The organism is Pseudomonas sp. AU11447 (genome assembly GCF_001672555.2).
GTDB lineage: Bacteria > Pseudomonadota > Gammaproteobacteria > Pseudomonadales > Pseudomonadaceae > Pseudomonas > Pseudomonas nitroreducens.
Genome location: NZ_LZDG02000046.1, coordinates 125,910 through 147,928 on the forward strand (window position 1 = coordinate 125,910; position 22,019 = coordinate 147,928).

At 65.5% G+C, this 22,019-nt stretch carries 22 protein-coding genes and 1 pseudogene; 10 read left to right on the forward strand and 13 right to left on the reverse strand.

Annotated features, from left to right (window positions below):
- Positions 1-113: 113 nt before the first annotated feature.
- A complete protein-coding gene (folE, locus tag A6723_RS16585; RefSeq protein WP_024765420.1) occupies positions 114-659 on the forward strand; it encodes a GTP cyclohydrolase I FolE in 546 nt (181 codons plus the stop codon).
- A 63-nt stretch (positions 660-722) separates the two neighbouring features.
- Here the strand turns inward: folE and A6723_RS16590 are convergent, their stop codons facing one another.
- The 4 genes from A6723_RS16590 to A6723_RS16605 form a co-directional block, all read right to left on the reverse strand.
- Positions 723-1,571: a cache domain-containing protein gene (locus A6723_RS16590; protein ID WP_054908447.1), complete on the reverse strand. Its 849-nt coding sequence runs from the start codon at positions 1,569-1,571 to the stop codon at positions 723-725.
- A 97-nt stretch (positions 1,572-1,668) separates the two neighbouring features.
- Complete coding sequence (locus A6723_RS16595; protein ID WP_054908446.1) at positions 1,669-2,130, reverse strand: bacteriohemerythrin; 462 nt, start codon at positions 2,128-2,130, stop codon at positions 1,669-1,671.
- A 367-nt stretch (positions 2,131-2,497) separates the two neighbouring features.
- Complete coding sequence (locus tag A6723_RS16600; RefSeq protein WP_054908445.1) at positions 2,498-3,100, reverse strand: glutathione S-transferase family protein; 603 nt, start codon at positions 3,098-3,100, stop codon at positions 2,498-2,500.
- Between the two features lie 10 nt (positions 3,101-3,110).
- A complete protein-coding gene (locus A6723_RS16605) occupies positions 3,111-4,268 on the reverse strand; it encodes a PLP-dependent aminotransferase family protein (RefSeq protein WP_054908444.1) in 1,158 nt (385 codons plus the stop codon).
- Positions 4,269-4,350: 82 nt separating this feature from the next.
- Between A6723_RS16605 and A6723_RS16610 the strand changes: the two genes are divergently transcribed.
- Positions 4,351-4,791 (forward strand): MarR family winged helix-turn-helix transcriptional regulator, encoded by a 441-nt coding sequence (locus tag A6723_RS16610; RefSeq protein ID WP_054908443.1) that lies wholly within the window; start codon positions 4,351-4,353, stop codon positions 4,789-4,791.
- Here the strand turns inward: A6723_RS16610 and A6723_RS16615 are convergent.
- Positions 4,788-5,429 (reverse strand): hypothetical protein, encoded by a 642-nt coding sequence (locus A6723_RS16615; protein ID WP_054908442.1) that lies wholly within the window; start codon positions 5,427-5,429, stop codon positions 4,788-4,790. The genes A6723_RS16610 and A6723_RS16615 overlap by 4 nt on opposite strands.
- A 362-nt stretch (positions 5,430-5,791) precedes the next feature.
- On the opposite strand from A6723_RS16615, the gene A6723_RS16620 reads away from it, so the two are divergent.
- The 3 genes from A6723_RS16620 to A6723_RS16630 are packed head-to-tail and all read left to right on the forward strand — an operon-like array spanning position 5,792 to position 8,818.
- Positions 5,792-6,394, forward strand: a complete 603-nt coding sequence (locus A6723_RS16620) for a LysE family translocator (protein WP_024765413.1) — start codon at positions 5,792-5,794, stop codon at positions 6,392-6,394.
- A 13-nt stretch (positions 6,395-6,407) separates the two neighbouring features.
- Positions 6,408-7,607, forward strand: a complete 1,200-nt coding sequence (locus A6723_RS16625) for a benzoate/H(+) symporter BenE family transporter (RefSeq protein ID WP_054908441.1) — start codon at positions 6,408-6,410, stop codon at positions 7,605-7,607.
- 47 nt (positions 7,608-7,654) lie between these two features.
- Complete coding sequence (locus A6723_RS16630) at positions 7,655-8,818, forward strand: AAA family ATPase (protein ID WP_054908440.1); 1,164 nt, start codon at positions 7,655-7,657, stop codon at positions 8,816-8,818.
- A 146-nt stretch (positions 8,819-8,964) separates the two neighbouring features.
- On the opposite strand, the gene A6723_RS16635 is transcribed toward A6723_RS16630, so the two are convergent.
- Positions 8,965-9,855, reverse strand: a complete 891-nt coding sequence (locus A6723_RS16635) for a bile acid:sodium symporter family protein (RefSeq protein WP_024765410.1) — start codon at positions 9,853-9,855, stop codon at positions 8,965-8,967.
- Positions 9,856-10,290: 435 nt separating this feature from the next.
- The gene (locus A6723_RS16640) at positions 10,291-11,052 is read right to left on the reverse strand and encodes an SDR family oxidoreductase (protein WP_024765409.1); all 762 of its coding nucleotides are present in this window, start codon (positions 11,050-11,052) and stop codon (positions 10,291-10,293) included.
- A gap of 228 nt (positions 11,053-11,280) precedes the next feature.
- Here A6723_RS16640 and A6723_RS16645 point away from each other — a divergent pair, with 228 nt between their 5' ends.
- Positions 11,281-12,285, forward strand: coding sequence for an NADP-dependent oxidoreductase (locus tag A6723_RS16645; protein WP_054908439.1), 1,005 nt, complete (start codon positions 11,281-11,283; stop codon positions 12,283-12,285).
- A 410-nt stretch (positions 12,286-12,695) separates the two neighbouring features.
- Entirely contained in the window at positions 12,696-14,444 is a 1,749-nt protein-coding gene (locus tag A6723_RS16650) for a SulP family inorganic anion transporter (protein ID WP_054908438.1), read from the forward strand.
- Here A6723_RS16650 and A6723_RS32665 read toward each other — a convergent pair.
- Positions 14,412-15,293 (reverse strand): methyl-accepting chemotaxis protein, encoded by an 882-nt coding sequence (locus A6723_RS32665; protein WP_371914060.1) that lies wholly within the window; start codon positions 15,291-15,293, stop codon positions 14,412-14,414. The two genes, A6723_RS16650 and A6723_RS32665, sit on opposite strands and share 33 nt — an antisense overlap.
- A pseudogene (locus A6723_RS32670) lies at positions 15,270-16,388 on the reverse strand (HAMP domain-containing protein); the annotation flags it as partial. The gene A6723_RS32665 and the pseudogene A6723_RS32670, both read right to left, overlap by 24 nt.
- Positions 16,389-16,647: 259 nt before the next feature.
- Here A6723_RS32670 and A6723_RS16660 point away from each other — a divergent pair.
- Positions 16,648-17,022 (forward strand): hypothetical protein, encoded by a 375-nt coding sequence (locus A6723_RS16660; protein ID WP_054908436.1) that lies wholly within the window; start codon positions 16,648-16,650, stop codon positions 17,020-17,022.
- Between the two features lie 24 nt (positions 17,023-17,046).
- Here the strand turns inward: A6723_RS16660 and A6723_RS16665 are convergent, their stop codons facing one another.
- Together A6723_RS16665 and A6723_RS16670 are read right to left on the reverse strand one after the other, a co-directional pair.
- A complete protein-coding gene (locus A6723_RS16665) occupies positions 17,047-17,655 on the reverse strand; it encodes a flavin reductase family protein (RefSeq protein WP_054908435.1) in 609 nt (202 codons plus the stop codon).
- Between the two features lie 64 nt (positions 17,656-17,719).
- Positions 17,720-17,998 (reverse strand): hypothetical protein, encoded by a 279-nt coding sequence (locus A6723_RS16670; protein ID WP_024767322.1) that lies wholly within the window; start codon positions 17,996-17,998, stop codon positions 17,720-17,722.
- 150 nt (positions 17,999-18,148) lie between these two features.
- Here A6723_RS16670 and A6723_RS16675 point away from each other — a divergent pair, with 150 nt between their 5' ends.
- Positions 18,149-18,496 carry a GFA family protein gene (locus A6723_RS16675; protein ID WP_054908434.1) on the forward strand — a complete coding sequence of 116 codons (348 nt, stop codon included), beginning with the start codon at positions 18,149-18,151 and terminating at the stop codon, positions 18,494-18,496.
- Positions 18,497-18,606: 110 nt separating this feature from the next.
- Here the strand turns inward: A6723_RS16675 and mnmH are convergent, their stop codons facing one another.
- On the reverse strand, positions 18,607-19,707 hold the full coding sequence (gene mnmH / locus A6723_RS16680) for a tRNA 2-selenouridine(34) synthase MnmH (RefSeq protein WP_054908433.1): 1,101 nt from the start codon (positions 19,705-19,707) through the stop codon (positions 18,607-18,609).
- On the reverse strand, positions 19,707-20,741 hold the full coding sequence (gene selD, locus A6723_RS16685) for a selenide, water dikinase SelD (RefSeq protein ID WP_054908432.1): 1,035 nt from the start codon (positions 20,739-20,741) through the stop codon (positions 19,707-19,709). The genes mnmH and selD overlap by 1 nt, the downstream gene beginning before the upstream one ends.
- Before the next feature lie 107 nt (positions 20,742-20,848).
- Here selD and A6723_RS16690 point away from each other — a divergent pair, with 107 nt between their 5' ends.
- Positions 20,849-21,886: a patatin-like phospholipase family protein gene (locus A6723_RS16690; RefSeq protein WP_054908431.1), complete on the forward strand. Its 1,038-nt coding sequence runs from the start codon at positions 20,849-20,851 to the stop codon at positions 21,884-21,886.
- Positions 21,887-22,019 lie beyond the last annotated feature (133 nt).

Below are 22,019 nucleotides of genomic sequence, written 5' to 3' on the forward strand. Positions count from 1 at the left end.
GGCGACAATCCGCCTGCCATAACGCGCCAACCGGCGCTCGGGCCTTGCCAGCCAAGGCTGAGCGCCCTACCCTGCGCCACGGTTTTTATTTTTGTCATTGCCACAGGTAGATCATGTCCCTGGAACAAAACTACTCCGCGATCCTCAGCCAGCTCGGTGAGGACGTCACCCGCGAAGGCCTGGTGGACACGCCCAAGCGCGCCGCCAAAGCCATGCAGTACCTTTGCCGCGGCTACCAGCAGACGCTGGAGGAGATCGTCAACGGCGCCCTGTTCAGCTCCGACAACAGCGAGATGGTGCTGGTCAAGGACATCGAGCTCTACTCGCTGTGCGAACACCACCTGCTGCCGTTCATTGGCAAGGCCCACGTGGCCTACATCCCCAACGGCAAGGTGCTGGGGCTGTCCAAGGTGGCACGTATCGTCGACATGTACGCCCGCCGCCTGCAGATCCAGGAAAACATGTCGCGGCAGATCGCCGAGGCGGTCCAGCAGGTCACCGGCGCGCTGGGCGTGGCCGTGGTGATCGAGGCGAAGCACATGTGCATGATGATGCGCGGCGTGGAGAAGCAGAACTCCTCCATGGTCACCTCGGTGATGCTCGGCGAGTTCCGCGAGAACGCCGCCACCCGCAGCGAGTTCCTCAGCCTGATCCGCTGACAGCCGCTGCCATGAAAAAACCGGCCCTCGGGCCGGTTTTTTTGTGCCTGTGAATCGCTGCAATCAGCGCGTGTAGTAACCCACCGCAACGAGGTAGTGGCCGGACTTGCGCAGGAAGGCGTGCTTGTTCTCCACCTTGCTGGTCACCGGGTTGCGCCACTGGTACTCGAATTCCGCCTCGCCCTTGGACTTGGCCAGTTCCAGCATGGCGTGGCCGATCGGGTTGCCGCCCGGGTCCTTCAGCGAATCGAAGTCCGTGCCGACCATGCGCGTATTGAAGCCATGAGCGACGAATTTCGACGTATCCAGGTCGACGACGAAGACGTAGAGGTCGTCCTGGATAAACGCGGGATCGCGCGCGGTGATCTTCTTGAAGGTGTCCTGTGGATCGGCCTCAACGGCCTTCACCGCCTTGTCCAGCATGGCCGCCGCCTGCTGCGCCGACGCGCGCGGGATGTAGTAGCCCACCGCGAGGAAGCGCTCACCCACACGCTGGTAATAGACGTGCTTGCGCTCGACCTTGCCGTCCGCCCAGTTCTTCCAGCGGTAGTCGGCCTGTTGCACCTTGCCGGTCTCCGGCGATTTCAGCGCCTGCGCAAACTGCTTCTGCAACGATGGATCGAGTGTGGTCGACACATCCCGATCGATCAGCACCACCGACGGCCCGCCGCTGGCAAGCATGGTGCCCTTGCTGTCCACGACGAACACATACAGGTCCCCATCGACGAACTCGCCCTGGCGGCTGAACGCAGCGAAGGCCTTGTCGCCCTCCTGCTTGTAGGCAGCCACCGCCTTGGACAGCAACGCCTTGGCGCGCTGGTCGTCCGTTGGCGAGGTCGTCGGCTGGGCGGCGAACAATGGGAAGGATGAGAGGAAAGAAAGCAGCAGCAGTGACTTCAACAGCGTCTTCATGCGCGAATACCCCCGTGGCATTGCTTGTAGTTGTGCACAGAGCATAGTCAGCCGAAGGGGATTCGCGTCGGCATTCACCGCCGAAGTGACTGAAAATTCAGCCGAAGAATCGCTTCATCGAGCGCGACAGCCAGCCACCGTGGCTCTGGTCGCGGGTCAGCTCGTGCATGCTGGCCATCACCGACTCCACGTAGTTGGCGTCGTCATTACGGATATGGTTGAACAGCCAGCGTCCGAGCAGGCCCTTGAGTTCCTCGGCGACGTCCTCGCCGGCGTCGAAGCGTTGGCGGTAGTCGGAAACGCGCTTGATAAAGAGTTCGTGGACCTTCTTGTGCGCACGGGTGAACTGGTAGCCGGAATCCTCCAGCAGCGTCTCCTCGAAGGCGAAGTGCGAGATGGTGTAGTCGACCAGTTCCTCGATCACGCCACCGAGCATGGCTCGGTCGTGATGGGCCTGGGCCTCGTGCAGCTGGTTGATCATTTCGACGATGCGTTTGTGCTGCGCGTCGATCACTCCGATCCCGGTGTCGAGATCCGCCTGCCAGACCAGATAGGCCATCTTTCCCCTCCCCACGCCGGGCGACGACACTGCCTGCCGCTCGCGCCCGGCCACATCGGTACGTCCCGCATGGCAGCCCGTCCAGATTAGGGAGGGCGACAAAACGCCGCCATGATGCCGGTCAACCTCAAAGTGCCGGAATCAGCGGATTAGAGCGGTTATTTAGGATTCGTCTGATGGCAAATTGCCGGTTTTCAGTCTCGAGGCGCGGCTTGACCTGTAGGAGCGAGCTTGCTCGCCAACCGCCCGACATCAGCGTGGCCGGGTAATTTGTTCGCGAGCAAGCTCGTTCCTACAAAAAAGCTCGGCGCACAATGAAAAACGCCGCTTCCAGGGAAGCGGCGTTTTCACTGGCCGGGCGTGGTGATCAGTCCTGCATCGCCACGTGCCGCGGATGGTCCGCCACCCGCGCCAACCAGGCATTGATCGCCGGGAAGTTCGACAGATCGAAGCCGCCCTGGTGCGCCACATGGGTGTAGGCATACAGGGTGATGTCAGCGATGGAGTACTGGTCACCCACCAGGTAAGGCGTCTGCTGCAGCTGCTTTTCCATCACCTTCAGCGCCTTGTAACCACCCTTCTGGCAGCGCGCGTATTCCTCGCGGCGCTCTTCGGGCAGGCCCAGGTAGAACTCGATGAAACGCGCCACCGCCACGTAGGGCTCATGGCTGTATTGCTCGAAGAACTGCCATTGCAGCACCTGGGTGCGCAGGCGCGGTTCACGTGGCAGGAGATCGCTGCCATCGGCGAGGAAGTTGAGGATGGCGTTGGATTCCCACAGGCAAGTGCCATCTTCCAGCTGCAGCACCGGCACCTTGCCGTTGGGGTTCATCGCCAGGAACTCGGCGGTCTGCGTCTCGCCCTTGAGGATATCGATCTCGCGCCACAGGTAAGGCAGGCCGAGCAGGTGCAGGGCCAGCTTGACCTTGTAGCAGTTGCCGGACAGTCGATCGCCGTAGACGGTGTACATGCTCATCTCCTCATTGGGCCTGGGCTTCGCGGATGACCGTCGCCAGGCGGCGCAAACCTTCGCCGGCACGTTCTGGCGCCACGTGGCTGAAGTTAAGCCGCAAATAGCCGGGATTGGCATCCGGTTGTGTGAAGAAAGGCTCGCCCGGCATGAAGGCCACGTTCTGCGCCAACGCCGCGTCCAGCAATGTGCGGGTATCCAGCGGCTGCTTGAGCTTGAGCCAGAAGAACAAGCCGCCCTGGGGCACATTCCACTCCGCCAGCTCGGCGAAATGCTCTTCCAGCTGCCGCTGCATGGCGTCGCGGCGAATGCGATAGAAATCGCGCAGCTCGGCCAGGTGGCCGCGATAGGCCTCGGTGCCGAACCATTGCAGTGCCTGCCACTGGCCGACGCGGTTGGTGTGCAGGTCGGCGGACTGCTTCAGGCGCAGCAGGTGCGGGAACAGGTCCGGCGTGGCGATCAGGAAGCCCACGCGCAGCCCCGGCAGCAGCGTCTTGGAGACGGTACCGGTGTAGATCCAGCTGGATTTCTTCAGGCGGCTGACCAGCGGAGTCGCGGCGCCCGCATCGAACACCAGCTCGCGGTAAGGCTCGTCCTCGATCAGGGTCACGCCGAACTCGTCGAGCACGGCAGCCACCTCATCGCGGCGTTGCTCGCTGTAGCGCACGCCGGACGGGTTCTGGAAAGTCGGGATCAGGTAGGCGAAGGCCGGCTTGCTGGCCTGCAGGCGCTGGCGCAGCGCGGCGACATCCGGGCCTTCGGCGCCCAGCGGCACGGTCAGGCAGTTCGCGCCGAACAGCTGGAAGGCCTGCAGCGCGGCAAGATAGGTCGGCGCTTCGAGCAATACCTCGGTGCCCGGATCGATGAACAGCTTGCTGGCCAGGTCCAGCGTCTGCTGCGAACCGCTGACGATCAATACCTGGCTCGCTTCGCAGGGCACGCCCAACGCTCGCGCCTCGGCGGCGATGGCCTCGCGCAGCGCCGGCTCCCCTTCGCTCATGCCGTACTGGCCCATGCTCACCGGCATGTCGTCCCAGTTCACCTTCGGCAACATCGGCTCGGCGGGCAGGCCGCCGGCAAAGGACATCACCTCCGGGCGCTGCGCCGCGGCGAGGATTTCACGGATCAGAGAGCTTTTCAGTCGGGCGATGCGTTCGGAGAAGGCCATGGGGGTCACCGGTAGCGGGAGCACGGAAGAATGAGTCAAACTGCTTGACCGAAGCTACGACGCCCGGGACGGATACGTCAATATGCCTGACCTAACAAAAAACAGCCTGCAACTCGAAGCGATCCAGGCCTTCTTCTACAGCTACCGGGCCTTCACCGCGAAACCCGACGAGATGCTCGCCCGCCGCGGGCTGAGCCGGGTGCACCACCGCATCCTGTTCTTCATCGCGCGCAACCCGGGGCTGAGCGTCAGCCAGTTGCTGGCTGCCCTGGGTGTGACCAAGCAGGCGCTGAACGTGCCGCTGCGCCAGTTGCTCGAGCGCGAACTGATCCGCAGCGAAGCCTGCGACAACGACAAGCGCCGGCGCCTGCTGGAGCTGACGGCCGAAGGCGGCAAGCTGGAAAAGGCCCTGCGCCGCGAGCAGGAGCGCTTGCTGCAGCGCGCCTTCGGCGAGGCCGGAGAAGAAGCGGTGAAAGGCTGGCTGGCAGTGAACCAGGCTATCGCCCGCACGCAGGACGACTAGCGTGCCGCCCCCTCCAGCTCGCGGGCGGCACGCAGGAACATCAGCGCCAGCGGCAGCAGGCTGGCCATCGCCAGCGCGGTGCCGGGCAGGAACAGCAGGACGCTGAGCAGGCACACACCTGACGTGACCTCCAACCAGCCCATGACCTTTACCGACGGATACGGCAGTTCGATCTTCAACAGGCGGATGCCATACCAGAGGGTGACGATGCCGGTGGGCACGAACAGGCCCATGAAGCCTATCAGCGCGCCGTTGAATTCACCGCTGAGCTGCTCGTCGAAGATCAGGCTGTAGACCTGCATCACCAGCGCGATGGCGATCGACAGCCCCACGGGCCAACCCAGCCCGCGAGCGTTGAAGCGATCCTCGAGAAAATTGCGGGTACGCCACAGCAGGAAGCAGCCGAGCACCGTGCTGAGTACGCCGATCCAGAGTTCGTAGCGTTGCCAGGTGGTCGACTCATGCAGTGCGGCCGCGAAGGACAGGACGAACAGCACCAGGTTGCACAACAGCAGCGCCAGGCTCAGGCCACCGAGCAGGCGCAGGTGGCCTGGGTTCCAGCGCCCGGCGAGGAATGCCCCCGGAGCGCTCTGATCCACCAGTTCCACCTTGGGGGCGGCGTAGGGATTCTGTTCCATGGTGGCGAACTTCCATCAGTTGTACGGCTCTCCCGCACCATACCGGCGCACTTCCGCGCATGCCACTGCCGCTCGTACTGTACGGGCCACTCGGCCACTGGCTGTTATGGGACAGCTCCGCGCTGGCGGGATTAGGCTGGTCCCAATTGAGATTCTGCATGGGGCTTGCCCTCTCCCCCGCCCTTTCCCTGAAGGGAGAGGGAGCTGTTCGTGCCGGCTGACACTTTTGTTTCAACCTGCGCCATACAGTCCCCTCTCCCTTCGGAGCGGGGCGCACAGCCAGGGTTAGGGCGAGAGAACTCCCGGCACGATGAACCAGAAGAAGACAACCGTTGTTCCAACAACAAGACCGGTAATCCGCCATGCCCCTCGAACTCCTCGGCGCCTTCGTGCTGTTCGCCTTCGTCACCTCCATCACCCCCGGCCCCAACAACATGATGCTGCTGGCCTCGGGCGTGAACTTCGGCGTGCGCCGTACCATTCCGCACATGCTTGGCATCAGCATCGGCTTCTTGCTGCTGGTGGTCGCCGTGGGCCTGGGCCTGCACCAGTTGTTCGAGCGTTTCCCGGCGACCTACACGGCGCTGCGCTATGCCGGAGGCGCCTACCTGCTGTACCTGGCATGGAAGATTGCTCGCTCCGGCGCGCCCGAAGCGAAGGGTGAGAACGCCGCCAGACCCATGACCTTTCTCCAGGCCGCCGCCTTCCAGTGGGTCAACCCCAAGGCCTGGGTGATGGCCGTCGGCGCCATCGCCACCTACCTGCCGGCCAACAGCTGGATCGGCAACGTCGTGCTGATCGCCACCCTGTTCGCTGTGGTCAACCTGCCCAGCGTGGGCGTCTGGACCATACTCGGCAGCCTGCTGCGGCGCTGGCTGGAAGACCCGCTACGGCTGCGCCTGTTCAATGTCGGCATGGCCGCCCTGCTGGTAGCCTCGCTCTACCCGCTGTTCACCCGCACCTGATGGAAGTTCGTGCATGACTGACACCACTCCCGCCGCCGCGCCCTTGCGCCCGCTGGCCGATTCATCCCCCGCTGCCATCGTTGCCGGGTTCGTCGCCATGCTTACCGGCTACACCAGCTCGCTGGTGCTGATGTTCCAGGCCGGCCAGGCTGCGGGGCTAAGCACCGCGCAGATTTCTTCGTGGATCTGGGCGCTGTCCATCGGCATGGCGTTGACCACCATCGGCCTCACCCTGCGCTACCGCACCCCCATCGTCATCGCCTGGTCCACCCCCGGCGCGGCGCTGCTGATCAGCAGCCTGCCCGGCGTGCCGTATGGCGAGGCCATCGGCGCGTTCATTGTCTGCGCCGCTCTGATCACGATCTGCGGCGTCACCGGCAGCTTCGACCGCCTGATGCGCCAGGTGCCCGGCTCGCTGGCCTCGGCGCTGCTGGCCGGCGTGCTGTTCCGCATCTGCATCGAGATCTGCAACGCCGCGCAGCAGCAGACGGCGCTGGTGGTGGCGATGTTCGTCAGCTACCTCGTCGCCAAGCGCCTGTCGCCACGTTACGCGGTGTTCGCCGCGCTGCTGGTTGGCGTCGCCCTGGCCGGCTTCCTCGGCCTGCTCAACTTCAGCCACTTCCAGCTGGAGATCGCCCGTCCGGTGTGGACGACGCCGAGCTTCTCCCTGGCCGCCACCATCAGTATCGGCATCCCGCTGTTCATCGTCGCCATGGCCTCGCAGAACATGCCGGGCCTCGCCGTACTGCGCGCCGACGGCTACCAGGTGCCCGCCTCGCCGCTGATCTCCACTACCGGCATCGCCTCGCTGCTGCTGGCGCCCTTCGGCTCCCACGGCATCAACCTGGCGGCCATCAGCGCGGCGATCTGCACCGGCCCGGAAGCCCACGAGAACCCGCACAAGCGCTACACCGCCGCGCTCTGGTGCGGGCTGTTCTACGGCATCGCCGGCATCTTCGGCGCCACCCTGGCAGCGCTGTTCGCCGCGCTGCCCAAGGCGCTGGTGCTGTCGATCGCCGCGCTGGCGCTGCTTGGTTCGATCACCAATGGCCTGACCAACGCCATGGCCGATGCGCGCCAGCGCGAAGCGGCGATGGTCACCTTCCTGGTCACAGCCTCTGGTTTCACCCTGTTCTCCGTGGGTTCAGCGTTCTGGGGATTGGTTGCAGGCCTGCTGACACAGCTGGTACTGAACTGGCGTCGTTCCGCGTAAGACCCTTCTGCTAGCATGCGGGCGTTTGCCCGAACCGGATCGCCCGCATGCTGCACACCCTCGCCGTCGCCAATTACCGCTCGATCAACTCGCTGGTGCTGCCGCTGGGCCGGCTGAACCTGATCACTGGCGCCAACGGCAGCGGCAAGTCCAATCTCTACCGTGCCCTGCGCCTGCTCGCCGAGACCGCCCAGGGCGGCGTGGTGAATGCATTGGCGCGCGAAGGCGGGCTGGAGTCCACCTTCTGGGCCGGGCCGGAGACCCATTCCAGGCGCATGCGCACAGGCGAGGTGGAAGTCCAGGGTGGCCCGCGCAACGAGGTGAAGCGCCTGCGCCTGGGCTTCGCCGGCGAGGACTTCGGTTACGCCATCGCCCTCGGCCTGCCGCCACCGCCGGTGGTCAGCGCCTTCGGCCTGGACCCGGAAATCAAGCACGAGAGCATCTGGGCCGGCCCTTGGTATCGCCCCGCTTCACAGCTGGTGGAACGCAACGGACCCATGCTGCGCGCCCGTGAAGGCCGCAGCTGGCAGGTGCTGGAGCAGCACGTTCCAACCTTCGACAGCCTGTTCACCCAGATCGGCAGTGGCTCGGACTGCCCCGAAGCACTGCTGCTACGCGACCAGATTCGCGGCTGGCGCTTCTACGACCACTTCCGCACCGACGCCGACGCCCCCGCACGCCAGCCGCAACTGGGCACCCGCACGCCGGTGCTGCACCACGACGGCCGCGACCTGGCCGCCGCGCTGCAGACGATTCGGGAAATCGGCGATGCCAATGCCCTGGAAGCCGCCATCAGCGACGCCTTCCCGGGCGCCGAACTACAGATCGATTGCCAGCTTGGCGGGCGCTTCGCCGTCGCGCTGAAACAGCACGGGCTGCTGCGCCCCCTGAGCGCGGCGGAACTCTCCGACGGTACGTTGCGCTACCTGCTGCTGGTCGCCGCCCTGCTCACTCCACGGCCGCCGTCGCTGATGGTGCTCAACGAGCCGGAAACCAGCCTGCACCCGGACCTGCTGCCCGCGCTGGGACGGTTGATCATCGCGGCGTCGAAACACACCCAGGTCTGGGTCGTGTCCCACGCCAGCCGGCTGATTGCCACGCTGGAGGAACACCCCGAGTGCAATTGCCTGCACCTGGACAAGGAACTGGGCCAGACGCGCATCCGCGACCAGGGCATGTTCGATGCCCCGGCGTGGCATTGGGCGGATTGAGCTCGGAGTCAGGCAGCGGTATGGCGTAGGAGCGACGGGAAAACAATCGCGGACGGAGTCCGCTCCTGCGCTCACGAGAACAATGGACACCCGCTGGCGGGAGCGCGCCATGCGCGAATCATGCGCATGGCGGGTGCGGTAGCGGATCAGGCAGGCGCCTGCTCCGCGGCTGTCTTCGCCACGCCACGGCTGACCCACCAGCCGAACAGACCGGCGGTGAAGAACATCAGCACGCCGTAGATCGCCGCCGGAATCGCCATGGTGCTGTTGTTCAGCAGCATCGGGCTGAGCGCCAGGGCAATGGCCAGGGTGCCGTTGTGGATGCCGATCTCCATGCCGATGGCGATGGACTGCGGCTTGGACAGCTTGAGCAGGCGTGGCACCCAGTAGCCCACGGCGAGGCTCAGCAGGTTGAAGCTCAGGGCGGCCGCGCCGACGATGGGGGCGTAGGTCAGGAAGGTCTGCCAGTCCTTGGTCACGGCCACGCCGATGATCACCGCCAGCAGCAGCGCCGAGAGGATCTTCACCGGCTTCTGCAGCGCCGCCGCCACGCTCGGCAGCAGGCGCCGCACGATCATGCCGATGGCGACCGGTCCCAGGACGATGACGAACACCTGCAGCACCTTGCCGAATTGCAGCGGAATGGTCTGGCCGTCGTTCATGAAGTACAACAGCGACATGTTGACGATCAGCGGCATGGTGAGGATGGCGATCACCGAGTTCACCGCGGTCAGCGTGATGTTCAGCGCCACGTCACCGTGGGCCAGGTGGCTGTAGAGGTTCGCGGTGGTGCCGCCGGGGGACGCGGCGAGCAGCATCATGCCCACCGCCAGTGCGGCTTCGAGGGCAAAGCCGACGGTAATAAGGAAGCACGCCAGGGGCAGCAGGATGATCTGGCAGACCAGGCCGATGAGCACCGGCTTGGGATAGCGCACCACGCGGGCGAAGTCGGCGACGGTCAGGGACAGGCCGAGGCCCAGCATGATGATGCCCAGGGCGATGGGCATGAAAAGCGTCAGCAAGGGATCGTTGGTCATTGTCATTATTCTCCAACTGGGGTGGGCCGATTGTTTCGGCCTCTTGGGCGCTTGTAACTGGCCTTGCAGGCCAAAACCACTTCATCCTGTAACAGAATGCAAAGACTTGTAGCGAACGGGTCGGGATCGTCGGCGGGTACGCTTTTTGTAGGAGCGAGCTTGCTCGCGAACCGCCCAGCGCCGAATCGGCTGGTAAATGCGCTCCTACAGGTGATTCATGAAGTAATAGGACTGGGAACACCCTCTCCCTGAAGGGAGAGGGATTCGTCCTCCGCCACATTCAGCTCGTCGCTCACCTGACACCGTTTCGGTTACATGAAACGGGGGACGAGCCGGCTAAACGGGCGTGTCACCCGCATGCCGAACAGCCCCCTCTCTCTTCAGGGAGAGGGTTGGGGAGAGGGAACACTCGAGCGCACCGCTCCCCCGAGACGATCAGATCGCCGTGGCCCCGCCATCCACCGGCAGCGCGATGCCCGTGGTGAAGCCGGCGTGGTCGCTGCACAGGTACAGCACCGCGCTGGCGATTTCCTCGACGCGACCGACGCGACCCACCGGGTGCATGGCAGCGGCGAACTCGGCCTTCTTCGGGTCGGCCTCGTAGGCGCGACGGAACATGTCGGTGTCGATCACCGCCGGGCAGACGGCGTTGACGCGGATTTTCTTCTTCGCGTACTCGATGGCGGCGGACTTGGTCAGGCCGATCACCGCATGCTTGGAGGCGGCGTAGATGCTCATTTTCGGCGCAGCGCCCAGGCCGGCCACGGAGGCGGTGTTGACGATGGCGCCGCCACCCTGCTCCAGCATCACCGGAATCTGGTGCTTCATGCACAGCCAGACGCCCTTGACGTTGACGCCCATGATGGCGTCGAACTCGCTCTCCTCGCCGTCGGCCAGCTTGCCCTTCTCGATCTCGATGCCGGCATTGTTGAAGGCGTAGTCCAGGCGGCCGTAGGCGGCCACGGTGCCTTCCACCAGCGCCTTGACCTCGGCGTCGCGGGTCACGTCGCAACGGATGAAGGTGGCCTCGCCACCGGCGGCGCGGATCAGCTCGACGGTAGCTTCGCCGCCCTTGGCGTCAACGTCGGAAACCACGACCTTCACGCCCTGCTGGGCGAAGGCCTGGGCGGTGGCGCGGCCGATACCGTTACCGGCGCCAGTGACCAGGGCAACCTGGCCGGAAAGCAGCTGACTCATGAGCGAACCTCGAAGCGGTTTGGGAAATAACCGTCGCAGTCTAGCCAGCGCTCCAGCGACGCGAAGCACTATCAGGCGGGGCGACGTTCCTGCATCCATGGCAATGATGATTCCTGCAAATCCGGATCACTGGAACCGATGGGCGAACATTCCTCCGGCGGACGGAACTTGCCCCGGCGCGGCAGGCGGACTATCACCTAGGCTTTCCCACTGACTGAGTCCATTGCCATGTCTGCCCAGATCAACCGCCAGTTTCAGCTCGCCCAGCGCCCGGTCGGCGCCGCCACCCGCGACACTTTCGCCTACGTGGAAACCCCGGTCGGCGAGCCCGGTCCGGGGCAGATCCTGGTGCAGAACCAGTACCTGTCGCTGGACCCGGCCATGCGCGGCTGGATGAACGATGCCAAGTCCTATATCGCCCCGGTGGCCATCGGTGACGTGATGCGCGCCCTCGGCGTGGGCAAGGTGGTCGCCTCGCAGCACCCGGACTTCAAGGTCGGCGACGAGGTGAACGGCGCACTCGGCGTGCAGGATTATTTCCTCGGCGAGCCGAAGGGTTTCTACAAGGTCGACAGCCAGCGCGCGCCGCTGCCGCTCTACCTCTCGGCGCTGGGCATGACCGGCATGACCGCCTACTTCGGCTTCCTTGACGTCGGCCTGCCCCAGGCCGGTGACACCGTGGTCGTCTCCGGCGCCGCCGGCGCGGTGGGCAGCGTGGTCGGGCAGATCGCCAAGATCAAGGGCTGCCGCGTGGTCGGCATCGCCGGGGGCGCCGACAAGTGCCGCTACCTGATCGATGAACTGGGCTTCGACGGCGCCATCGACTACAAGGCCGAGGACGTCAACGCCGGCCTCAAGCGCGAGTGCCCCAAGGGCGTGAACGTGTTCTTCGACAACGTCGGCGGCGACATCCTCGACGCCGTGCTGGCCCGCCTGGCGCCCAAGGCACGCGTGGTGATCTGCGGTGCGATCAGCCAGTACAACAACAAGGAAGCCGTGCGCGGCCCGGCCAACTACCTGTCGCTGCTGGTCAACCGCGCGCGCATGGAGGGCATGGTGGTGATGGACTACGCCCACCGCTTCCAGGAAGGCTTCAAGGACATGGCGACCTGGATCGGCGAAGGCAAGCTGAAATCGAAGGAAGACATCGTCGAGGGCCTGGAAACCTTCCCCGAGACCCTGGCCAAGCTGTTCAGCGGCGAAAACTTCGGCAAGCTGGTGCTGAAGGTCTGACGACCAGCGCCACCCTCTTGCAGGAGCGAGCTTGCTCGCGAACCCGCCCGGCACCGATGTCGCTGGCAAAAGCGTTCGCGAGCAAGGACTAGGCGTCCCCCTCGGTCCTACAGGACCAACAGCGCCGGCCTGGCCTCCCGAGGGAGAGGGGATTGATCGGTGCAGGATGAAACAGCCGCATCAGCCGGCACACTCGCCCCCTCTCCCTCTGGGAGACGACTGCATGGATGCAGGAGGTAGGGCGACGCAGGATGCCAAAGCCGAGGGTTGGGGTGAGGGGTAAACCCAGCACTGAAGTTGCCTGCAGAGGCTGACCTGGCTTTCCACCCTCTATCTCGATGATTTCCGACAAGCTCTGAGGCGCCTTTCCAGCTAGGATTTCCCTTGGCCGACTCCAAGGAAGATCCCCGATGTCCCTCGCCCGCTGGCTGCCCGGTCTGGACAGCCTGCTGCACTACCGTTCCGACTGGCTGCCGCGCGATATCCAGGCCGGCCTGTCGGTGGCTGCGGTGCAGATTCCCACTGCTATCGCTTACTCGCAGATCATCGGCTTCCCGCCGCAGGTCGGGCTGTACGCGTGCATCCTGCCGATGCTGATCTACGCCATTGTCGGCAGCTCGCGGCAACTGATGGTCGGCCCCGATGCCGCCACCGCCGCCATGGTCGCGGCGGCCATCACGCCGCTGGCGGCAGGCAACCCGGAGCGACTGTTGCAACTGTCGATGATCGTCGCGGTGCTGGTGGGCGCGCTGTCCATCGCCGCCGGCTTTGCACGTGCGGGATTCGTCGCCAGCTTCCTGTCGCGGCCGACGCTGGTGGGTTACCTCAACGGCATCGGCCTGAGCCTGATCGCCGGCCAGCTCGGCAAGATCCTCGGCTACCACAGCGAGACCAGCGGTTTCGTCCGCGGCCTGATCGCGCTGATCCGCAACCTCGCCGATACGCACCTGCCGACGCTGGCGCTGGGCGTGGGCACCCTGGCGCTGATGATCCTGTTACCACGTCGCTACCCGAAGATTCCCGGCGCGCTGATCGGCGTGTTGTTCGCCTCGGTCATCGCCGCCGTGTTCGGCCTGGACCAGTACGGCATCAAGCTGCTGGGCGAGGTGCCGCAAGGCCTGCCGCACCTGACCTGGCCGAAGACCAGCGTCGAAGAGGCCGGCAGCCTGTTCCGCGATGCCATGGGCATCACCATCGTCAGCTTCTGCAGCGCGATGCTCACCGCGCGCAGCTTCGCCGCCCGCCACGGCTATGCCATCGACGCCAACCACGAGTTCATGGCGCTGGGCATGGCCAACATCGGTGCGGGGATTTCCCAGGGCTTCGTCATCAGCGGCGCCGACTCGCGTACCGCGGTGAACGACATGGTCGGCGGCAAGAGCCAGATGGTCGGCGTGGTCGCCGCCCTGGTGATCGGCCTGGTCCTGCTGCTGTTCAGCAAGCCGCTGGGCTGGGTGCCGATGCCGGCGCTGGGCGCGGTGCTGCTGATGGCCGGCTGGGGCCTGATCGACTTCCGCGCACTGCGCGGTTTCTGGGCACTGAGCCGGTTCGAGTTCGGCCTGTGCGTGCTGACCACGGTCGGCGTGCTCAGCGTCGGCGTGCTGCCGGGCATCTTCGTCGCCATCATGCTGGCCCTGCTGCGCCTGCTCTATCTCACCTATCGCCCGCACGACGCGGTGATGGGCTGGGTGCATGGCATCGACGGCCAGGTGGAGATCGAGCAATACCCCAACGCGCGCACCTTGCCGGGGCTGGTGATCTACCGCTTCGACGCGCCGATCCTGTTCTTCAATGCCGACTACTTCAAGCAACGCATTCTCGAGGTGGTGGCCCAGACGCCGAACGCCCGCGCCGTGCTGCTCAACGCCGAAGGCATCCTCAACCTGGACATCAGCGGCCTGACCACGCTACGCGAAGTGCAGCAGACCCTCGAGGCCCAGGGCGTTTACCTGTCGCTGGCGCGGGTCACCGGCGAAACGCTGGCCCTGCTCAAGCGCTCGCAACTGCTGGGCGAGGTGAAGCCGCCGCTGGTGTTCAGCTCCGTGCGTGCGGGCGTCAACGCCTACCGGCGCTGGCACCAGCAGCGCAAGCGCGAGCAGGAAGCGGCCGAGCGCGCCGCGGCGGCGTCACAGGCGGAACTGCCCCACCAGCCCCTGTAGCTCGCGGCTGAGCTGCGCCAGCTCGACGCTAGATGATGCGGTGGACTCCATGGCCTGCGCCGATTCGTCGGCGATGCCACGGATGCTGGTGACGCTGCGGCTGATCTCCTCGGCGACCGCGCTCTGCTGTTCGGAAGCGGCGGCGATCTGCTGGTTCATCTGGTGGATCACCGCCACCGCCGAGGCGATGTTGCCCAGCGCGGCCTCGGTCTGTACCGCGTCACCCACGGTCATCTCCACCAGCGCGTGACTGCGCTGCATGCGCTGGACCGACGTGGTCGCGCCGCTCTGCAGGGCGGCGATCAGCGTCTCGATTTCAGCGGTGGACTGCTGGGTGCGCCGCGCCAGCGCCCGCACTTCGTCGGCCACCACGGCAAAGCCCCTACCCTGCTCGCCGGCCCGCGCCGCCTCGATGGCAGCGTTGAGCGCCAGCAGGTTGGTCTGCTCGGCGACGTTCTTGATCACCACCAGCACGCTGCCGATGCTCTGGCTCTCGCGGCCGAGCTGCTCGATGCTTTCGGTGGCCGCGCGCACGGCGTCGGCCAGTTGCTCGATACGGCCAAGGGTCTGGCGCACCACATCCTGCCCGCTGGCGACCTTGCCATCAGCCTGTTCGGCGGAACTGGCGGCTTCCTCAGCGTTGCGCGCGACATCATGCACGGTGGCCGCCATCTGGTTCATCGCCGTGGCAACCTGGTCGGTCTCGGCCTTCTGCGAGTTCACCCCGTGCTGGGTGCGCTCGGTGACACTGGAAAGCGCCTGCGCCGACGCGGTGATCTGCCCTACGCCATCGCTGAGCCGGCTGACAATGCCGCGCAGGCTGTCGGCCATGCTGCCCACCGCGCCCATCAGTTGGCCGACTTCGTCCTTGCGCCGCACCTCGATGCTCACGCTCAGATCGCCCTCGGCGATGCGGCTGGCCATGCCGATGACCTGGCGCAGCGGCCGCACGATCATCCAGGTGATCAGCAGCGAAGCCAGTGCGCCCACCAGCAGCGCCAGCGCCGCCGAAGCGACGATCAGCAGCGTATTGGTGCGCAGCTGGGTCTGCATGGCCGCCCGCTGGGCCGCATAGGCGTCATCGACCTGCTGCATGACCTGGGCCGCGCGGTCATTCATCTGCGCGTGGACCTGTTTTTCCTGCTCGAGGCTGGCGGTGTATTCGTCGAGCTTCTCGACGAAGGCGTTGATGTTGGTGATCACGTCCTTGAGCACCGAGACGTAGGTCGGATCGGTGATGGCCTCCTGCAGCTTGGCGGACAGTTCCAGCGCCTCGGCGGCGGACTTGATGCGCCCTCCCTCGGCCTTCTCGCCGCTCTCGCCGCCGGCCTCCATGCGCGAGCGCGCCTCGTTCAGGCCCTGCAGCACCAGACGGTAGAGCTGGCTGACCTGGGCGGCCTGCTGCAGCAACTCCTCACCCTTCTGGCCCTGGGATTCCTTGAGTTCGTAGGCGCCGTCATCGGCCAGGCTGGATTGCAGGATGTCCAGGCTGTTGGACGCGCCGTTCACCGACCAGGTGGCGGCGTCCAGCGACAGCCGCCGGCTCTTGCTGGACTTCTCGAACTTCTCGAATGCCGCCAGGTAATCGGCGATGCCCTGCTCCACCCGGGCCATGGCTGCCGCCTGGTCCGGCCGGGCCTTGAGCCGCGCCACCGCCTCGCCGAGATTGCCGGCGTGCTCGCGCAGGCGCTTGGCGGAAGCATCGCCGGCGTCGATGACGAAATCCTTCTCGCTCTGGCGCATCTCCAGCAGTTCGCGGTTGATGGTCGACATGTCGCCGAGCAGGTCGAAGCGCTGGGAAATGGCGCGCAACGACGTCACGCCGATGACCGCCACCAGCGCCGTGAGCAACAGCACCAGGCCGAAGCCGATGGCCAGTTTCTTCGCCGTGCCCATGTCGGCCAGACGACGCTGCACGAAGGCAACCATGGCTACTCCCCCCATCCGCAATGGCGTTGCAGGAAATCCTCGTAGGTCTCCTGCTCGTTATCGGTGCTTGTGGGCGGAACATTAGGAGCGCTGCCCACCGACTGGATAGAGGGCGCGACGGTGATGGCACGGTGATGCTGCGCAGGGATACGTGGAGGTCGTATCCAGAACACTGAACAGAACTTTCCTGTCACGGATACGGAAATCGCCGACAGCGACCTGCCTGCCCGACCGTTCAGATTCCGCCCCTTGCCCTTCCACTCCAGGTGCGCGGATGAACGCCTTCTATCAACTGGTCCTGCAGCGCCCGCTGACGGGATTCGCCGACGAACTCTTCCTGCCGGAGTTGTACCGCGAGCAACGCCGCCTCGACCCCCTGCTGCTGACGCGCGGGCATCTGCCGATTCGGCATTTCGTCTGTCCGCAGACCTACGACGAGGACAAGGGCGAATGGCTGGACTGCTGGTTCGAGGCGCAGGCCGGCTGGCGCCTGGTACAGGTCGTCGTCAGCCTGGTTCACGGCAGTACGCTGGAATTCACCCGCCGCGACGAATTGCTCTCGGAACTCTTCGCCCTCGGCGAGCGACTGGACGAGGCGCGCCTCGGCGACATCCGCTGGCAACTCAGCCTGGAGCTGGAATTTGCCTGACGTGGCAGCGCCAGGCGGGCAGCCCTACTTCGGACGAATCATGCTGAAGGTGTCACGGGTGTAGCTGTACTGGGTGCCGCCCAGACGGCCCACCAGGTCCAGCCGCGCCGGGTCGATATGGCGTTCGTCCTGCATCACCGCATCGTCGATATGCGCCAGTAGCACGCGGGCGAAGATCAGCATGCTCGAGGGATTTTCCGCCGGGTACGGCATGATTTCCGCCAACTGGCATTCGAAGGCCACCGGCGCGCCCACGACGCGAGGTGGAGCAACACGCTCGCTGGGCACCGTGGCGATGCTGGCGTGCTCGATCTCGCTGACGCCGTGGGGCAGCCAGGCGGCGGTGGCGTTCATGGCCTCGGCCTGCGCGGCGCTGACCAGGTGGATCACCAGCTCGCCGGTCTCGCGCACGTTGCGCAAGGTGTCCTTGACGCTGCCGTCGTCGCGCACGCTGGTATTGACCAGCAGGGTCGGCGGCGAATCGCTGATGACCTGGAAGAAGCTGAACGGCGCGAGGTTGCCTTGCCCCTCTTTCGACAGCGTGGAGACCCAGGCGATGGGCCGCGGCGTGACGGTGGAAGCCAGCCAGCGATAAGCCTCGGCCTTGGACAGTTGAGTGAAGTCGAGTTGCATGGGCAGATCCGGACAAATCGGTGGGAAGACGCGGACCGCGCCAGGCGGCCCGGCGGTGCGCGGCTCAGCGGCCGGCGCGGGATTCCTTGATGTAGAAACGCGCGCGGCTGGCCTTGTCGGAGCAACCGGTGTACGCCTCGACCTGCTGCTGGGTCTTGGCAGCGGTCAGCAGGCCCAGGGCCTTGGAGTAGCTGACGGTGCCGGCGAAGCCTTCGGCCTTGGCCAGGTCCAGTTCGTGCCAGGCGGCGTCCAGTTGCGAGGCGCAGCTGTCGCGGTTGACGGTCTTGCCCGAGCAGCCAGCGACGGCCAGCGCCAGGGCGATGATCAGGGGAATGCGCGGCATGACGGAACTCCTGGGAATATTCGCGGTGAATCCAGCTTAGAACGCGGCGCAGGGGCCTGCCGGATGGCGCCGCAGTATGCCATCGGACGGATGGCGTTCAAGCGACTACTACACTGTTTGACCACGGGATATCCCGACAGGAGAAGGATCATGGTGCATCAGGGCAGTTGCCATTGCGGGCAGATCGCGTTCGAAGTGGAAGGGGATGTCGGTGAGGTTGTGTCATGCAACTGCTCGATCTGCCGGCGCAAGGGCTCGCTGCTCTGGTTCGTGCCGCGCGGCAAGCTGAAGCTGACGACTCCTGAGAGTGCGATGAGCACCTATACGTTCAACACCCATCGCATCGAGCATCGCTTCTGCCCCACCTGCGGCTGCGCACCGCTGGCCTACGCCAGTGCGCCGGATGGCACGCCGATGGCGGCGATCAATGTGCGCTGCCTGCCGGGTGTGGAACTCGCCGGGCTGACGGTGAAGGAGTACGACGGCAAGAGCCGGTGAGAAATGATTGCTCCGCTGCGGGCCTGACGACATCGCGGACGGAGTCCGCGATCGGCCAGCCGCCGCAGCGGTTCAAACGGCTTCGCGAGCAAGCTCGCGCCTACAAAGAGCTAGCGCTCGGCGCGGAAGCGCAGGTACTCCACCACTTCGTCCTGCGTCCCGCGGAACTCCACGCGCTCGCCCTTGCTCTCGCGCTGGAAGGCATACATCGGGTCGTAGTATTCGCCCAGCAGGCCCTCGATCCAGCCCCGGTGCAGGTCCACCGCACCGCTGCGCTTCTGCTCTTCCAGGGCTTCGTCCATGATCGCTGCCAGGCGCTGGTAGCGCTCGCCGCCCAGCCGCTTGACGATGCCCGACAGGCTCTTGCGCAGGTAAGCCGCGAAGGAGTCGAACCCGCCCTCCTCGCCCACCACCTGGACATGATCAGCGCACAGGTTCACCACGTAGTCCTTGAGGATGCGCTCCACGCGCTGCTCGAAACTGTCCTCCAGCCACACCAGCGGGTAGTGCTGCATGCCCTGGTACAGCTCCAGCGGCACCGAACAGCTGCCAACGATGCGGCCCTCATCCTCCAGCACGAACTGCTCCATGCCGGCGTGGCGCTTCTTCAGGATGTCGATGGCCAGGCGGTTCTCGAAGTCGATCTGCGCCGGCTGCGGCGTGGCGCGGCGGCCGAAGGCGGAGCCGCGGTGGTTGGCGTGGCCTTCAAGGTCCAGGCTGTTGGCCAGTTGGGCGATGACCTCGGTCTTGCCGGTGCCGGTCAGGCCGCCCACCAGCACGAACTGGCATTCCTCGGTGGCGGCGCGGGTGGTATCGAAGAGGAAGCCGCGCATCGCCTTGTAGCCACCCACTACTCGGGGGTAGTCGATGCCAGCCTCGGTCTTCAGCCACTGCTGGGTGATCTGCGAGCGCAGGCCACCGCGGAAGCAGTACAGGTAGCCCTCGGGGTTGGCCTTGGCGAAGTTTGCCCAGGCTTCGATCCGCTCGGCCTTGATCTGGCCGCAGACCAGTTCGTGGCCCAGGGCGATGGCCGCCTGCTGGCCGTTCTGCTTGTAGCTGGTGCCGACCTTCTGCCGCTCGATGTCGTTCATCAGCGGCAGGTTGATCACATTGGGGAAGGCGCCCTTGTCGAATTCGACCGGGGCGCGCACGTCCATCATCTTCACATCGCCGAGGAACAGCTCGCGGTAGTGGCGGGTGTTGTCGCGCATCACTCCACCTCGACCGCGTGGCGCTGTCGGCCAACCAGTTCGCCGATGGGCGCCAGGTCCATGCCCAGCTCCTTCGCCGTGGCGAGGAATTGCGCTTCTCCCTCCGGCTCCACTGCCACCAGCAAGCCGCCACTGGTCTGCGGGTCGCACAGCAGCAGCTTGTGCAACTCGGGTAACGGCGCAATGCGTTCGCCGTAGCTGTCGAAATTGCGCAGGGTGCCGCCGGGCACACAGCCGGCTTCCAGGTAATGCTCGACGCTGGCCAGGCGCGGTACGGCGTCGTAGCGCACGCGAGCGGTCAGCCCGCTACCGTCGGCCATTTCCACCAGGTGGCCTAGCAGACCGAAGCCGGTGACGTCGGTCATCGCCTTCACGCCGTCGAGCTTGCCGAAGCGCGCGCCGGGCTTGTTCAGGGTGCACATCCAGTCGCGGGCGACGCCCACGTCTTCGGCGCGCAGCTTGGCCTTCTTCTCGGCGGTGGTGAGGATGCCGATGCCCAGCGGCTTGGTCAGGTATAGCTTGCAGCCGGCGGTGGCGGTGTCGTTGCGCTTCATGAAGCGCTTCTCCACCAGCCCGGTGACGGCCAGGCCGAAGATCGGCTCGGGCGCGTCGATGGAATGCCCGCCGGCCAGCGGGATGCCGGCTTCGTCGCAGACCTTGCGGCCACCGGCGATCACTTCACGGGCGATTTCCGGCGCCAGCACATTCACCGGCCAGCCGAGAATGGCGATCGCCATCAGCGGGTCACCGCCCATGGCGTAGATGTCGCTGATCGCGTTGGTGGCAGCGATACGGCCGAAATCGAAGGGATCGTCGACGATCGGCATGAAAAAGTCGGTGGTGGACACCACGCCGCGCTCGGCGTCGATAGCGTAAACCGCAGCGTCATCGCGCGAGGCGTTGCCGACCCACAGCTTCGGGTCGAGGTTCTGCGCGCCGCTGCCGGCGAGGATCACCTCCAGCACCTTGGGGGAAATCTTGCAGCCGCAACCGGCACCATGGCTGTACTGGGTCAGGCGGATCGGTTCGCTCATCGGGAGGCTCCGGCAGGGAAATCAAACGCCGATTCTAGCAAAGCCCGGCTTGGCTCGACCGGTGTGCCCGGCGTATCGTCGGGCAGTTCGTAACGCGGAGTTGCCCTATGTCAAAACAGATTGCGCTGGTGCTTGGCTCCGGCGGAGCCCGAGGTTATGCGCACATTGGCGTAATCGAGGAAATCGAACGGCGCGGCTATGAAGTGGTGTGCATCGCCGGCTGCTCCATGGGCGCGGTGATCGGCGGCATCTACGCCGCCGGCAAACTGGGCGAATACCGCGACTGGGTGGAAAGCCTGGACTACCTCGACGTGCTACGCCTGCTGGACGTCAGCTTCCGCCTCGGTGCGATCCGCGGCGAACGGGTGTTCGGCAAGATTCACGAACTGCTCGGCGAGATCAATATCGAGGACTTGCCGATCCCCTACACGGCGGTCGCCACCGACCTGACCAACCAGCAGGAAATCTGGTTCCAGGAAGGCTGCCTGCACCAGGCCATGCGCGCCTCGGCGGCGATTCCCAGCCTGTTCACCCCGGTCATGCAGGGCACCCGCATGCTGGTGGACGGCGGCCTGCTCAACCCGCTGCCCATTGTCCCGGTGGTCTCGACCCACGCCGACCTGATCGTCGCGGTCAACCTCAACGCCACCAACCAGCGCCAGTATTCGCTGCCGGTGATCGAGCGCCCCGCCGCCCTGAAAGGCCGCTTCGACGCAGTGCTCTCCGGGCTGTCCAACAAGCTGAGCTTCTTCCGTAAAGGGGAGTCCGAGCCGCCACCCGAGCTGATCGCCGACGCCCTGCTCCACCCCGTCCCGGCCGCCTCCGAGGAACCGGCCGAACCGGAGATGCAGCAACCCGCCGCCGCCCCGCAGGCCAAGGGCTCGCCACGCTCCGCGACCGGCAGCCACGTGATCGACAGCAGCAGCCCGGCCTCCTTGCTGGAACTGGTGAACCAGAGCTTCGAGGTGATGCAGACGTCGCTGGCGCAGTACAAGATCGCCGGCTACCCGCCGGACATCCTGATCAACGTGCCCAAGCGCGTGTGCCGCTTCTTCGAGTTCTACAAGGCCCCGGAACTCATCGCCCTCGGCCGGCAGATCGCCAGCGATACGCTGGATCGGTATGAGGCGGAGAATCCCTACTGACCGGTTGATCCGGTGCCGTGCGGGTTCGCGAGCAAGCTCGCTCCTACGAAGAGCGACTGCGCGATGCTTCGGCTCTGGCTCGCGAAGACTTCCAGAGAAACATCCGAGCACGCCGAATGCCCCGTTCAGGAGG

Coding starts and splice junctions, on each gene's coding strand:
- A6723_RS16620 (WP_024765413.1), top strand. CDS start 5,792: ATGCCCCTCGAACTCCTCGGCGCCTTCGTGCTGTTCGCCTTCGTCACC.
- A6723_RS16625 (WP_054908441.1), top strand. CDS start 6,408: ATGACTGACACCACTCCCGCCGCCGCGCCCTTGCGCCCGCTGGCCGAT.
- A6723_RS16590 (WP_054908447.1), bottom strand. CDS start 1,571: ATGAAGACGCTGTTGAAGTCACTGCTGCTGCTTTCTTTCCTCTCATCC.
- A6723_RS16615 (WP_054908442.1), bottom strand. CDS start 5,429: ATGGAACAGAATCCCTACGCCGCCCCCAAGGTGGAACTGGTGGATCAG.
- A6723_RS16635 (WP_024765410.1), bottom strand. CDS start 9,855: ATGACCAACGATCCCTTGCTGACGCTTTTCATGCCCATCGCCCTGGGC.
- A6723_RS32665 (WP_371914060.1), bottom strand. CDS start 15,293: ATGGGCGCGGTGGGCAGCATGGCCGACAGCCTGCGCGGCATTGTCAGC.
- A6723_RS16670 (WP_024767322.1), bottom strand. CDS start 17,998: ATGCCGCGCATTCCCCTGATCATCGCCCTGGCGCTGGCCGTCGCTGGC.
- A6723_RS16630 (WP_054908440.1), top strand. CDS start 7,655: ATGCTGCACACCCTCGCCGTCGCCAATTACCGCTCGATCAACTCGCTG.
- mnmH (WP_054908433.1), bottom strand. CDS start 19,707: ATGCGCGACAACACCCGCCACTACCGCGAGCTGTTCCTCGGCGATGTG.
- A6723_RS16605 (WP_054908444.1), bottom strand. CDS start 4,268: ATGGCCTTCTCCGAACGCATCGCCCGACTGAAAAGCTCTCTGATCCGT.
- selD (WP_054908432.1), bottom strand. CDS start 20,741: ATGAGCGAACCGATCCGCCTGACCCAGTACAGCCATGGTGCCGGTTGC.
- A6723_RS16650 (WP_054908438.1), top strand. CDS start 12,696: ATGTCCCTCGCCCGCTGGCTGCCCGGTCTGGACAGCCTGCTGCACTAC.
- A6723_RS16600 (WP_054908445.1), bottom strand. CDS start 3,100: ATGTACACCGTCTACGGCGATCGACTGTCCGGCAACTGCTACAAGGTC.
- A6723_RS16675 (WP_054908434.1), top strand. CDS start 18,149: ATGGTGCATCAGGGCAGTTGCCATTGCGGGCAGATCGCGTTCGAAGTG.
- folE (WP_024765420.1), top strand. CDS start 114: ATGTCCCTGGAACAAAACTACTCCGCGATCCTCAGCCAGCTCGGTGAG.
- A6723_RS16660 (WP_054908436.1), top strand. CDS start 16,648: ATGAACGCCTTCTATCAACTGGTCCTGCAGCGCCCGCTGACGGGATTC.
- A6723_RS16690 (WP_054908431.1), top strand. CDS start 20,849: ATGTCAAAACAGATTGCGCTGGTGCTTGGCTCCGGCGGAGCCCGAGGT.
- A6723_RS16665 (WP_054908435.1), bottom strand. CDS start 17,655: ATGCAACTCGACTTCACTCAACTGTCCAAGGCCGAGGCTTATCGCTGG.
- A6723_RS16595 (WP_054908446.1), bottom strand. CDS start 2,130: ATGGCCTATCTGGTCTGGCAGGCGGATCTCGACACCGGGATCGGAGTG.
- A6723_RS16640 (WP_024765409.1), bottom strand. CDS start 11,052: ATGAGTCAGCTGCTTTCCGGCCAGGTTGCCCTGGTCACTGGCGCCGGT.
- A6723_RS16645 (WP_054908439.1), top strand. CDS start 11,281: ATGTCTGCCCAGATCAACCGCCAGTTTCAGCTCGCCCAGCGCCCGGTC.
- A6723_RS16610 (WP_054908443.1), top strand. CDS start 4,351: ATGCCTGACCTAACAAAAAACAGCCTGCAACTCGAAGCGATCCAGGCC.